The sequence below is a fragment of the Streptomyces sp. NPDC001941 genome (assembly GCF_040296945.1).
GTDB lineage: Bacteria > Actinomycetota > Actinomycetes > Streptomycetales > Streptomycetaceae > Streptomyces.
The window spans coordinates 64,198-77,448 of record NZ_JBEOYE010000018.1 but is presented as its reverse complement, the minus strand read 5'-3'; the positions used below and the strand labels follow the sequence as shown (position 1 = coordinate 77,448).

The 13,251-nt window shown below is 71.9% G+C and carries 8 protein-coding genes; 6 read left to right on the top strand and 2 right to left on the bottom strand.

Annotation, left to right across the window (positions count from 1 at the left end; translation table 11 throughout):
- Positions 1 to 122 precede the first annotated feature (122 nt).
- Positions 123 to 2,168: a hypothetical protein gene (locus ABT160_RS15470; RefSeq protein WP_351647704.1), complete on the bottom strand. Its 2,046-nt coding sequence runs from the start codon at positions 2,166 to 2,168 to the stop codon at positions 123 to 125.
- Positions 2,169 to 2,474: 306 nt separating this feature from the next.
- Here ABT160_RS15470 and ABT160_RS15465 point away from each other — a divergent pair, with 306 nt between their 5' ends.
- The 6 genes from ABT160_RS15465 to ABT160_RS15440 all read left to right on the top strand — a co-directional run bounded on the left by ABT160_RS15465 (position 2,475) and on the right by ABT160_RS15440 (position 12,280).
- Entirely contained in the window at positions 2,475 to 3,986 is a 1,512-nt protein-coding gene (locus ABT160_RS15465; RefSeq protein WP_351647703.1) for a leucyl aminopeptidase, read from the top strand.
- A gap of 283 nt (positions 3,987 to 4,269) precedes the next feature.
- The gene (gene lpdA / locus ABT160_RS15460) at positions 4,270 to 5,658 is read left to right on the top strand and encodes a dihydrolipoyl dehydrogenase (RefSeq protein ID WP_351647702.1); all 1,389 of its coding nucleotides are present in this window, start codon (positions 4,270 to 4,272) and stop codon (positions 5,656 to 5,658) included.
- 54 nt (positions 5,659 to 5,712) lie between these two features.
- A complete protein-coding gene (sucB, locus tag ABT160_RS15455; RefSeq protein ID WP_351647700.1) occupies positions 5,713 to 7,488 on the top strand; it encodes a 2-oxoglutarate dehydrogenase, E2 component, dihydrolipoamide succinyltransferase in 1,776 nt (591 codons plus the stop codon).
- A 111-nt stretch (positions 7,489 to 7,599) separates the two neighbouring features.
- A complete protein-coding gene (locus ABT160_RS15450) occupies positions 7,600 to 8,226 on the top strand; it encodes a GntR family transcriptional regulator (protein ID WP_351647699.1) in 627 nt (208 codons plus the stop codon).
- Between the two features lie 248 nt (positions 8,227 to 8,474).
- The gene (gene aceE, locus ABT160_RS15445; RefSeq protein WP_351647698.1) at positions 8,475 to 11,174 is read left to right on the top strand and encodes a pyruvate dehydrogenase (acetyl-transferring), homodimeric type; all 2,700 of its coding nucleotides are present in this window, start codon (positions 8,475 to 8,477) and stop codon (positions 11,172 to 11,174) included.
- 95 nt (positions 11,175 to 11,269) lie between these two features.
- Positions 11,270 to 12,280: a helix-turn-helix transcriptional regulator gene (locus tag ABT160_RS15440; RefSeq protein ID WP_351647696.1), complete on the top strand. Its 1,011-nt coding sequence runs from the start codon at positions 11,270 to 11,272 to the stop codon at positions 12,278 to 12,280.
- Here the strand turns inward: ABT160_RS15440 and ABT160_RS15435 are convergent.
- Positions 12,271 to 13,200 (bottom strand): SDR family oxidoreductase, encoded by a 930-nt coding sequence (locus tag ABT160_RS15435; RefSeq protein ID WP_351647695.1) that lies wholly within the window; start codon positions 13,198 to 13,200, stop codon positions 12,271 to 12,273. The genes ABT160_RS15440 and ABT160_RS15435 overlap by 10 nt on opposite strands.
- Between the last annotated feature and the right edge of the window lie 51 nt (positions 13,201 to 13,251).

Sequence of the window (13,251 nt, the reverse complement as noted above, 5' to 3'; positions counted from 1 at the left end):
CCAGGCCTCGCGGCCGGTTCACGAGCGCGTGTCGGCGCGCTCGTTGTTCGTACGGGTGGTGCGGTGTTCGTACGGGTGGTGCGGTTCCGCTGTCGTGCGGTCCTACGGTCGTGCGGTGCGGGTCACGTCGTCGGGAGCTTCAGGGTGACCGCGCTCTGGAGCAGCTCGGGCGAGGTCCAGGCGGACCGGACGCCGCCGTAGGCCGCGCCGAACACCGAGGTGCCGAGCAGCAGTTGCTTCCTGGTGCCCTCGGGGACGGTGACCGGGGCGGTCACGCCGGAGGGCGCCTTGACGGTGACCGTGTTGCCGATGCGGTACGCGGTGACCTTGCCCTGGGCGAGCGCGGTGTCCCAGGCGGTGCGGCGCTGGAGCTCGGTCCCGGCCTCGCTCTGGCGCGGGTTGACGATCGGCGCGTTGTCCGCGTAGAGCGCCTTGTAGTCGCCCAGGACCTTGTCCAGGACCGGGTAGAGCAGCCGCTCCTCGGCGAGGTTGGACTGGTGGACGTAGGTCGGGCGGGGGTCGTTGCCGAGGACGTGGCCCAGCGCGGTGCGCGCCTCCTGCGGCACGATGTACGCGCCGTAGCCGGTGTTCACGTCGAGCGGGGCGTCCATGCAGGTGGAGGCCGGGTTGTCCTCGCAGACGCCGCTGCCGCCGTGCGCCCGCGAGGTGTACAGCCAGTTGTACTCGTCGGTCATCTCGGCCGCGGTGCCCACGTTGTAGTACACGTTCATCGGATAGCGGGGCACGGTCCGTGCGGCGCCGACCGAACGCTGCGCGGGCTCGCGGGAGTTGTCGCTCGCGGTCCACTTCACGCCGGTGTCGGAGAGCGCGCCGGCCAGGTTGGGGTTGTCGTCCGGCTGCTGCGGCAGGACCTTCAGGCCGGAGTGCTCGCCGGTGACGAGCTCGGTGCGGTCGACGGGCAGGCCCTTGGCGGTGGCCCAGTCGTTGTTCTGCCTGATCTGGCTGACGATGTCCGCCTTCGGCACCCACTGGGTGGCGCCGGCGGCGGTCTTCTTGCAGGTCCAGGGCACCACGCTGACGTCCTGCACGCAGCCGAGGAACTCGTGCGTGTAGGTGTGGTTGATCCAGCGGTACTGGTTGCGGTCGGCGAGCAGCTGGGTGGTGAGCGCGTCGGTGTTGCCGTGCTCGGCCTTCCACTCCTCGCCCTGGCCCGCGTTGTAGACCATGTCCAGGGTGAAGCCGTTGGCCCGCTGCCACTGGGCCGCGTACTGCGCGTCGGCCGCGGTCATCCGGATCGGGCTGTCGCCCTCGCCGTCGTCGCCCGCGCAGTCGAAGTCGCCCGGGGTGCAGTTCCGCTGGGTGTCCCAGCGGGCGTCGGGCGAGAAGACGTCGTCGACGTGGACGGTGAAGTAGTTGCGGCTCTGGCCCAGGTGGACGCCCTGGGTGAGCCACTCCACCATGCCGCGCACCAGGGCCCTGAACTGCTTCTGGTAGCGGTTGTAGGCGAAGGTGACGACCAGCTCGCGGCGGCCGTCGGGGCGCGCGTACTCCCCCAGCAGGCTGCCCCCGTTCGGCCCGGTGACGTACGGCGTGAAACCGGCCAGCGGCTGCGCGGCGAAGCCGTAGCTCTCGGCGACCGAGGCGGAGTTGTCCTCGAAGGTCAGCGACCCCTTGAGGTAGCCGAAGGCGGCGGTCTTGCCGGCCGCGGTGACGGTGGCCTCGGCGCCGTCGAGGACGCCCGAGAAGCCGCCGCTGTCCGTGTAGTTGAGGCCCACCTCGGGGTGGGCCCAGGTGTAGGCGTCGATCTGCCGGATGCCGTAGGTCTTCTCGTACGCCTCAAGGGCCGTCTGCTCCGCCGAACCGGTCCCGAACGGGGCCTCGTTGGGGAGCACGACGCCCTGGAACTTGGCGCGCGGCCGGCCGTCCACGGTGTCGGAGAGGAACGCGGCGTTGATGACCGGGCGGCCCGGGTCGTTCAGCGAGACGGTGCGGTAGGGCACCCCCGAGCCCTTCAGCTCCGAGGTGATCGCGTCGACCGAGCCGCCGCCGTCGTCCACGACGAGGACGGTCAGGTCGACGCGCGGGTCGACGGCCGCGTGGGCCGCGCCCGGCACGCCCGTGGCGAACAGCGCGGCCGCCGCCAGGACGCCGGGGACCCTGGTGGCCGCTGACCGCAGCCGTGACCCCCGGGAAGTGCTGTCGTGCATGTGTACGTCCCCCCTCACAGGGCCCCGGAGTGCGCACCACCTGGGGAGATCCTGTGGAGATGATGCAAAGAGGCCCCTCGCCCCCTTGCGCGAATGAGCATGAGTGTGACGCACCTCTCCTGAGGCTGCAGGTAAACCTGGGAATCAAGCCACGGATGAGTGAATCGCCGACGGCGTGAGCGAAGGCCGCGAGCGCGCGTAGGCTCGGTCCCGGCGGTCCCCACGGACCGAATTACGATGCGGCGGGCACGGTCGGCCCAACCCTCGACCGCCACAGGACTCATACGGAAGCGAGAATTCACCACCGTGACTGCTCTCACTCTCAGCACTGCCGGCGCGGCGACGCTGCGCGCCGACGCCCTCGTCGTCGGCGTCGCCAAGGGCGCGAAGGGGCTCGTCGTGGCCCCGGGCGCCGAGGCCGTGGACAAGGCGTTCGACGGCAAGCTCGCCGCCGTCCTGGAGACGCTGGGCGCCTCGGGTGCCGAGGGTGAGGCCGTCAAGGTCCCCGCCCCCTCCGGCCTGAAGACGCCGCTCGTCCTCGCCGTCGGCCTGGGCGCCGAGCCGGAGGGCGACGCCGGTTACGACGCCGAGGCCCTGCGCCGCGCCGCCGGCACCGCCGCCCGCGCCCTGTTCGGCCAGAAGAAGGCCGCCTTCGCGCTGCCCATCGAGGCCACCGAGGACGCCGAGGCCATCGCCGAGGGCGCGCTGCTCGGCGCCTACGCCTTCACCGCCTACCAGGACGCCAAGAAGGACGCCAAGGGCCCGCTGGCCGAGGTCGCCCTGCTCGGTGCCAAGCCGCGCGACAAGGCCTTCAAGGCCTCCGTCGAGCGCTCGCTGGCGCTGACCGAGGAGATCAACCGCGCCCGCGACCTGGTCAACACCCCGCCGAACGAGCTGACCCCCGAGGCCTTCGCCGCGGTCGCCTCGGCCGCCGCCAAGGAGCACGGCCTCAAGGTCCAGGTCCTCGACGAGAAGGCCCTGGCCAAGGGCGGCTACGGCGGCATCCTGGGCGTCGGCGCCGGCTCCGCCAACCCGCCCCGCCTGGTCAAGATCTCGTACACCCACTCCAAGAACGCCAAGCACCTGGCGTTCGTCGGCAAGGGCATCACCTACGACTCGGGCGGCATCTCCCTGAAGCCGGCCGGCCACAACGAGACGATGAAGTGCGACATGGCCGGCGCCGCCGCCGTGTTCGCCGCCGTCGTCGCCGCGGCCCGCATCGGCCTGGAGGTCAACGTCACCGGCTGGCTGGCGCTGGCCGAGAACATGCCCTCCGGCTCCGCCACCCGCCCGGGCGACGTGCTGCGCATGCTCAGCGGCAAGACCGTCGAGGTCCTCAACACCGACGCCGAGGGCCGCCTGGTCCTGGCCGACGCGCTGTGGAAGGCCTCCGAGGAGAAGCCCGACGCGATCGTCGACGTGGCCACCCTGACCGGCGCCATGGTGCTGGCCCTGGGCAACCGCACCTTCGGCATCATGTCCAACGACGACGCCTTCCGCACCGCGATCCACGAGATCGCGGACGAGGCCGGCGAGCAGTCCTGGCCGATGCCGCTCCCCTCGGACCTGCGCAAGGGCATGGACTCCCCCACCGCCGACATCGCCAACATGGGCGAGCGCATGGGCGGCGGCCTGGTGGCCGGCCTGTTCCTGAAGGAGTTCGTGGGCGAGGGCATCACCTGGGCCCACCTGGACATCGCGGGCCCCGCCTTCCACGAGGGCGCCCCCTACGGCTACACCCCGAAGGGCGGCACCGGCTCGTCCGTGCGCACCCTGGTGAAGCTGGCCGAGCGCACCGCCTCCGGCGACCTGGGCTGACGCCCCAGGAGCGCACGTCACGGCCCCGGACGGTCTCCGTCCGGGGCCGTGGCGATTTCGCCCTCGACGAAATCCGTACGTTCGTACGCACCGGTTACCCGCCCGTACGGACGATCGGCCCGTCTCATGACCCGGCCCCGCGTCCCGTCACCCGGCAACAAGTGCGAAGATGGGTTCTCGGCAGGACAGGGCCCCCACCACAGGGCCGACCCAACAGCGGCCGCACACCAGCCGCCCGGTCATCGCCGACCGGCGAACGGCGCACATGCATGGAGGACGTGACGTGGCGAACGACGCCAGCACCGTTTTCGACCTAGTGATCCTCGGCGGTGGCAGTGGCGGTTACGCCGCGGCGCTCCGGGGCGCGCAGCTGGGCCTGGACGTCGCACTGATCGAGAAGAACAAGCTCGGCGGCACCTGCCTGCACAACGGCTGCATCCCGACCAAGGCCCTGCTGCACGCGGGCGAGGTCGCGGACCAGGCGCGCGAGGCCGCCCAGTTCGGTGTCAAGACCTCCTTCGAGGGCATCGACATCGCGGGCGTCCACAAGTACAAGGACGAGGTCATCTCGGGCCTGTACAAGGGCCTGCAGGGCCTGGTCGCCTCCCGCAAGGTGACGTACATCGAGGGTGAGGGCCGGCTGTCCTCCCCGACGTCCGTCGACGTCAACGGCCAGCGCGTCGAGGGCCGCCACGTCCTGCTCGCCACCGGCTCCGTCCCGAAGTCCCTGCCGGGCCTGGAGATCGACGGCAACCGGATCATCTCCTCCGACCACGCCCTCGTCCTGGACCGCGTGCCGCAGTCCGCGATCATCCTGGGCGGCGGCGTCATCGGCGTCGAGTTCGCCTCGGCGTGGAAGTCCTTCGGCACCGACGTGACGGTTATCGAGGGCCTCAAGCACCTCGTCCCGGTCGAGGACGAGAACAGCTCCAAGCTGCTGGAGCGCGCCTTCCGCAAGCGCGGCATCAAGTTCAACCTGGGCACGTTCTTCCAGGGCGCCGAGTACACCGAGAACGGCGTGAAGGTCACCCTGGCCGACGGCAAGACCTTCGAGGCCGAGGTCCTCCTGGTCGCCATCGGCCGCGGCCCGGTCTCCCAGGGCCTGGGCTACGAGGAGCAGGGCGTCGCGATGGACCGCGGCTACGTCCTGGTCGACGAGTACATGCGCACCAACGTGCCGACGATCTCGGCCGTGGGCGACCTCGTCCCCACCCTGCAGCTCGCGCACGTCGGCTTCGCCGAGGGCATCCTGGTGGCGGAGCGCCTGGCCGGCCTGAAGACCGTCCCGATCGACTACGACGGCGTGCCCCGGGTGACGTACTGCCACCCCGAGGTCGCCTCCGTCGGCATCACCGAGGCCAAGGCCAAGGAGATCTACGGCGCGGACAAGGTCGTCGCCCTGAAGTACAACCTCGCGGGCAACGGCAAGAGCAAGATCCTGAAGACCGCGGGCGAGATCAAGCTCGTCCAGGTCAAGGACGGTGCCGTGGTCGGCGTCCACATGGTCGGTGACCGCATGGGCGAGCAGGTCGGCGAAGCCCAGCTGATCTACAACTGGGAGGCGCTGCCGGCCGAGGTCGCGCAGCTGATCCACGCCCACCCGACGCAGAACGAGGCGCTCGGCGAGGCCCACCTGGCCCTGGCCGGCAAGCCCCTCCACTCCCACGACTGACCCGCACCGGGCGCGACGACCACTTTCCGCAATTCGTTAGGAGCAACTGAAACCATGCCGGTTTCCGTAACCCTGCCGGCGCTCGGCGAGAGCGTCACCGAGGGCACCGTCACCCGTTGGCTCAAGGCCGAGGGCGAGCGCGTCGAGGCCGACGAGCCGCTGCTCGAGGTCTCCACCGACAAGGTCGACACCGAGATCCCCGCCCCCGCCTCGGGCGTCCTGGCCTCCATCAAGGTCGCCGAGGACGAGACCGTCGAGGTCGGCGCCGAGCTGGCCGTCATCGACGACGGCACGGGCGCCCCCGCTGCCGCCCCGGCCCAGGAGGAGGCCCCGGCCGAGGCCGCGGCCCCGCAGGAGGCGCCCGCCGCCCCCGCGCAGGAGGAGGCCCCGGCCGCCCCCGCGCAGGAGGCCGCGCCCGCCGCCGGCTCCGCCGAGGGCACCGACGTGGTGCTGCCCGCGCTGGGCGAGTCCGTCACCGAGGGCACCGTCACCCGCTGGCTGAAGGAGGTCGGCGAGGAGGTCTCCGAGGACGAGCCCCTGCTCGAGGTCTCCACGGACAAGGTCGACACCGAGATCCCGGCGCCCGCCTCCGGCGTGCTGCTGGAGATCGTCGTCGCCGAGGACGAGACCGCCGAGGTCGGCGCCAAGCTGGCCGTCATCGGTGCCAAGGGTGCCGCCCCGGCCCAGGCCGCGCCGGCTGCCCCGGCCGCGCCCGCCGCCGCCGCTCCGGCCGCCCCCGCCGCCCCGGCGCAGGCCCCGGCCGCCCCGGCTGCTCCGGCCGCCCCGGCCCCGGCTCCGGCCCCCGCGGCTCCGGCCCCGGCCGCCGCCGCTCCGGCTCCGGCCGCCCCGGCGCCCGCCGCCGCCCCGGCCGCTCCGGCCGCCACCCCGGCCCCGGCCGAGGACGGCGCCTACGTCACCCCGCTGGTCCGCAAGCTGGCCTCCGAGAACGGCGTGGACCTCTCCGCCGTCAAGGGCACCGGTGTCGGCGGCCGCATCCGCAAGCAGGACGTGCTCGCCGCCGCCGAGGCCAAGAAGGCCGCCCCGGCCCCGGCCGCCGCTCCGGCCGCCGCCGCGGCTCCCAAGGCCCCGGCCCTGGAGACCTCCCCGCTGCGCGGCCAGACGGTCAAGATGACCCGCATGCGCAAGGTCATCGGCGACAACATGATGAAGGCGCTGCACGGCCAGGCGCAGCTCACCTCGGTCGTCGAGGTGGACATCACCAAGCTGATGCGGCTGCGGGCCAAGGCCAAGGACGCCTTCGCCGCCCGTGAGGGCGTCAAGCTGTCCCCGATGCCGTTCTTCGTCAAGGCGGCGGCCCAGGCGCTGAAGGCCCACCCGGTCATCAACGCCCGGATCAACGAGGACGAGGGCACCATCACGTACTTCGACTCGGAGAACATCGGCATCGCCGTGGACTCCGAGAAGGGTCTGATGACGCCGGTCATCAAGGGCGCGGGCGACCTCAACATCGCCGGCATCTCCAAGAAGACCGCCGAGCTCGCGGGGGCCGTGCGCTCCAACAAGATCACGCCGGACGACCTGGCCGGCGCGACCTTCACGATCTCCAACACCGGTTCGCGCGGCGCGCTGTTCGACACGATCATCGTGCCCCCGAACCAGGTGGCCATCCTGGGCATCGGCGCCACCGTGCGCCGTCCGGTCGTCGTCAACCACCCGGACCTGGGCGAGACGATCGCGATCCGCGACATGACGTACGTCGCGCTGTCCTACGACCACCGCCTGGTGGACGGCGCCGACGCGGCCCGCTACCTGACGGCCGTCAAGGGCATCCTGGAGGCCGGCGAGTTCGAGGTCGACCTCGGCCTGTGAGCTGACCGCTGTTAGCAGCCTCACCTGCGGCGCCCCCGTCCCGGAGTGTTTCGGAACGGGGGCGCCGCCGTATTGTCTAAAGGTCCAATGGCCTCCCTAAGGAGTTGCTCCATGACCGTCCCCGTCGTCCACCACTCGCTGCGCGAACAGATCCGCGAGCACATCGTGGAGGGGATCGTCAGCGGCCGCTGGAAGCCGGGCGAGCGCATCGTGGAGCGGCGCATCGCCACCGAGCTGGAGGTGAGCCAGACGCCCGTGCGGGAGGCGCTGCGCGAGCTGGAGTCGCTGCGGCTGATCGAGTCGGCGCCCAACAAGGGCGTACGCGTGCGCAACCTCACCGCGGCCGACCTGGAGGAGAGCTACCCGGTCAGGGCGGGCCTGGAGCAGATCGCGGCGGAGCTGGCGGCGGACCACCTGGCGACCGACTGCTCGGCCCTCGAACCGCACGTGACGGCGCTGTACGAGGCGGACGCGGCGGCCGACGGGACGGGGCAGGTGCGGCACACGGTGGCGTTCCACCGGGAGCTGGTGAAGGCCGCGGGCAACAGTGTGCTGCTGCACACCTGGGAGGGCCTGGGCATCGAGGTCTTCACGGCGCTCTCGATCCGCTGGCTGGGCACGGTGCAGAAGTCGTACGCGGAGGAGCACCAGGACCTCGTGGAGGCGTTCCGGCGCCGGGACCCGGACATCGGCTCCCTGGTGAAGTCGCACGTCCTGGGGTGCGCGCCCCGGGCCTAGCTCCCGGCGAACTGTGGTGCACACCACGTTTCACCTGCGAGAATTCACCAAAATTCGGCACCGCGTGCCCATTTTGATGGCACCCTGTGCCGACTTTTGGCTCTGACAAGAGTTTTTGCCTTCAACACTTTGATCGATCATCGATCGTCGACTTACAGTCTTCGGCGGACCTCCAACAGAGGTCTTCCGCCCTGTCCTGCCAGACAAGGCCCTTTTATCTGCACCCCCCTGTCCGGAAGGCGGCGATCATGACCGATCCCGTAGGCAAGATTCCGAGCGAGCTCGACCAGCTCCCGGACCGTGACACCGAGGAGACCGCCGAGTGGGCGGCCTCCCTGGACGCCGTCACCAAGGCCGCCGGCCCCCACCGGGCCGCCTACCTCATGCGCCGCACGCTCCAGCACGCCGAGGGCGTCGAGGGCCTCGACCTGCCCAAGCTGCTGGAGACGGACTACGTCAACACCATCCCCACCTCCGCCGAGCCGGCCATCGACGGCGACGAGGAGATGGAGCGGAAGATCACCGCCTGGAACCGCTGGAACGCCGCCGCCATGGTGTCGCGCGGCTCCAAGCACGGCGTCGGCGGCCACATCGCCACCTTCGCCTCGGCCGCCTGGCTGTACGAGACCGGCTTCAACCACTTCTTCCACGGCAAGGAGGGGGACGGCTCCGGCGACCAGCTCTACATCCAGGGCCACGCCTCCCCCGGCATCTACGCCCGCGCCTTCCTGGACGGCCGCCTCACCGAGGCGCACCTGGACCACTTCCGCCAGGAGTCCGGCGGCGACGGCCTGCCGTCCTACCCGCACCCGCGCCGGCTGCCCTGGCTGTGGGAGTTCCCCACCGTCTCCATGGGCCTGGGCCCGCTCTCCGCGATCTACCAGGCCCGGTTCAACCGGTACCTGACCAACCGCGGCATCAAGGACGTCTCCAGCTCGCACGTCTGGGCCTTCCTCGGCGACGGCGAGATGGACGAGCCCGAGTCGACGGCGGCCCTGGCACTCGCCTCCCGCGAGGGCCTGGACAACCTGACCTTCGTCATCAACTGCAACCTGCAGCGCCTCGACGGCCCGGTCCGCGCCAACTTCAAGATCGTGCAGGAGCTGGAGGCCCAGTTCCGCGGCGCCGGCTGGAACGTCGTGAAGTCGCTGTGGGGCAACGCCTGGGACGAGCTGTTCCAGCTGGACACCACCGGCGCCCTGATCCGCCGCATCCGCGAGGTGCCGGACGCGCAGGTGCAGACGTACCAGACCCGCGACGCCGCCTACATCCGCCAGGACTTCTTCGGCAAGGACCCGGCGCTCGTCGAGATGGCCAAGCTGCTGTCCGACGACAAGATCCTGGAGTGCTTCCACCTCTCCCGCGGCGGCCACGAGCCCCGCAAGGTGTACGCCGCGTACAAGGCCGCGCTGGAGTTCAAGGGCGCGCCGACCGTCATCCTGGCGCAGACCGTCAAGGGCTTCACCCTCGGTGAGGGCTTCGCGTCCAAGAACGCGAACCACCAGATGAAGAAGCTCTCGGTCGACGAGTTCAAGAACATGCGCGACCTGCTCGAACTGCCGATCTCCGACGACCGGTTCGCCGACGGCCAGGTGCCCTACGGCCACCCCGGCGCCGACTCCCCCGAGGTCCGCTACCTCCAGGAGCGCCGCGCGGCCCTCGGCGGCCCCGCCCCGGCCCGCCGCAGCCACGCCCTGGCCCCGCTGCCCGCCCCGGCCGACAAGGCGTTCGCCGCGTTCGACAAGGGCTCCGGCTCGCAGTCGGTGGCGACCACCATGGCGTTCGTCCGCCTGGTCAAGGACCTGGTCCGGGACAAGGAGACCGGCAAGCGCTGGGTGCCGATCGTCCCCGACGAGGCGCGCACCTTCGGCATGGAGTCGCTCTTCCCGTCGCTGGGCATCTACTCGCCCAAGGGCCAGACGTACGAGCCGGTCGACCGCGACCAGCTGATGTACTACAAGGAGGCCAAGAACGGCCAGATCCTCAACGAGGGGATCACCGAGGCCGGTTCGATGGCCGACTTCATCGCCGCTTCCTCGTCGTACGCGACGCACGGCGAGGCGATGATCCCGTTCTACATCTTCTACTCGATGTTCGGCTGGCAGCGCACGGCCGACCAGATGTGGCAGCTCGCCGACCAGCTCGGCCGCGGCTTCCTCGTCGGCGCCACCGCCGGCCGCACCACCCTGACCGGTGAGGGCCTGCAGCACGCCGACGGCCACTCCCCGGTGATCGCGGCCACCAACCCGGCCGCCCTCAGCTACGACCCGGCGTTCGCCTACGAGATCGCCGCGATCGTCAAGGAGGGCCTGCGCCGGATGTACGGCGAGGCGCAGCCGGGCGAGGACCAGGACGTCTTCTACTACCTGACGGTCTACAACGAGCCGATGCCGCAGCCGGCCAAGCCCGCGGGCGTGGACGAGGGCATCCTCAAGGGCCTGTACCGCTTCAACACCGCGGAGTCGGCCGGCCTGACGCTGCCCGCCAACGCGGGGCGCGTCCAGCTGCTCGGCTCCGGCACGGCGATCCACTGGGCCCTCGCGGCGCAGAAGCTGCTGGCCGAGGAGTGGGGCGTGGGCGCCGACGTGTGGTCGGCGACCTCCTGGACCGAGCTGCGCCGCGACGCGCTGGAGGCGGACGCCGCCCTGCTGCGCGGCGAGGAGCGGGTGCCGTACGTGCGCCAGGCGCTGGCCGGGGCGGAGGGCCCGGTGCTCGCCGTCTCCGACTACATGCGCCAGGTCCCGGACCAGATCGCGCAGTGGGTGGAGCAGGACTACTCGTCGCTGGGCGCCGACGGCTTCGGCCTCTCGGACACCCGTGACGCGGCCCGCCGCCACTTCGGCATCGACGCGCAGTCGATCGTCGTCGCGGCCCTGGCCCAGCTCGCCCGCCGCGGCGAGGTGCCGGCCTCGGCCGTCAAGGAGGCCCGCGAGCGCTACGGCCTGTAGTCCGTAGGAACGCCGTCGCGCACGTGCCCCGCCCGGGTCCTCCCGGTGCGGGGCACTCGTGCGTGCGCGCGGGGCCGCCGTGGCAGGGTGGGGGGATGCGTGCCGCCCGGCTGATCAAGATGGTCCTGCTGCTCCAGTCGCGCCCGATGATGACCGCCGCCGAGCTCGCCCGTGAGCTGGAGGTCTCCGAGCGCACGATCACCCGGGACGCGCTGGCCCTGTCCGAGGCGGGCGTGCCGGTGTACGCGGACCGGGGGCGGGCGGGCGGCTACCGGCTGGTCGGCGGCTACCGGACCCGGCTGACCGGGCTGGCCCGCGGCGAGGCGGAGGCGCTGTTCCTGTCCGGGGTGCCCGGCGCGCTGCGCGGGATGGGGCTGCAGGACGCGGCGTCGGCGGCCCGGCTGAAGGTCTCCGCGGCCCTGCTGCCCTCGCTGCGGGACGCCCCGGACTCGGCGGCCCAGCGCTTCCACCTGGACGCGCCCGGCTGGTACCAGGAGCCCGCGACGCCCGAGCTGCTGCCGGTGCTGGCCCGCGCGGTCTGGGACGACCTGCTGGTGAGCGCCCGCTACCGGCGCCGGGACGCCGAGGTCGAGCGGGAGCTCGCGCCGTACGGGCTCGTGCTGAAGGCGGGCGTCTGGTACCTGTGCGCCCGGGCCGGGACCTCGTACCGCACCTACCGGGTGGACCGCTTCACGGCCGTGGAGGTGGGCGAGCGGGGCTTCGAGCGGGACGAGGACTTCGACCTGCCGGGCTTCTGGGAGGAGCGGGCGGCGCAGTTCGCGCGCTCCCTGCTGCGCGCCGAGGTGGTGGTGCGGCTCTCCCCCGACGGGGCCCGCAGGCTGCCGCGCGCGACCGACCGGGCCGCCGCCACCGAGGCGCTGGCGGCGGCCGGGGAGCCGGACGGGGAGGGCTGGGTGACGGTGCGCCTGCCGGTGGAGTCGGCGGACGTGGCGTACGCGCAGCTGTTCGCCCTGGGCCCGGACGCCGAGGTGCTGGAGCCCGGGGAGCTGCGCGCCCGCTTCGCCGCGGACGCGCGGCGGATGAGCGGGCGGTACGGCTCCCCGGATGGTGCGGGGGACGGTGCGGGGGACGGCCCTCAGCGGTAGTCGGCCGGGTCCGGCTTGCCGGTCTCCAGGGCGACGATGAAGCCGAAGGCGTCCGGCCGGGAGCCGTCGGCGTCGTCGAAGCCGTACTCCTTCGCCAGCTGTCCGCTGGAGAGCGACTGCTTGTTCCAGCGGGCCCGTCCGGGGTCGGCGGCGAGTGCGGCGACCGCGCGCCCGACGAACACCGGGGACTCGGAGATCACGAAGTCGGGGACCTTGGCGATCGCGTCGCGCCAGTTCTCCTCGCGCACGCCGAAGTGGTCCAGCATCTGCTCGGAGCGCAGGAAGCCGGGGGTGAGGGCGACGGCGGTGCACCCGGCGTCCGCCAGGTCGTGGCCGAGGCCGAACGCCAGCCGGATCGGGGCGTTCTTGGCCAGGTCGTAGAAGACGGTGTTGCGGAAGCGGGTGTTGTACGCGGCCGTGCCGTCGGTGACCTCGACGACCAGCCCGCCGGGGTTCCTGATCAGCAGCGGGAGTGCGGCGTGGGCGGTGATGAGGTGCGTCTTCACGCCGAGTTCGAGCATCCGCAGCCCCGCGTCGAGGTCCACGTCCCACATCTTGGTGCCGAACTCCACCAGGTGCTCGCCGCCCCACACGTCGTTGACGAGGACGTCGAGCCGGCCCCGCTCCCGGTCGATCCGCGCGACCAGCGCGGCGACCTGCTCGCGCTCCAGGTGGTCGGTGGGTACGGCGACGCCCTCGCCCCCGGCGGCGGTGACGAGTTCGGCGGTCTCCTCGATGGTCTCGGTGTCACGCCCGACCTCGCTGACCTTCGTTCGGGTGGTGCGTCCGGTCACGTAGACGGTCGCCCCGGCGGCTCCGAGCTGTACGGCGATGGCGCGTCCGGCGCCCCGGGTGGCGCCCGCCACGAGGGCGATCCTGCCGGTGAGGGGCTTGTCGGTGCTCTGCGTGGTGGAGGTCATGCACCTGAGGTTGCCACCCATACCCGACACCTGCTGTCCGGTTTCTTTTCG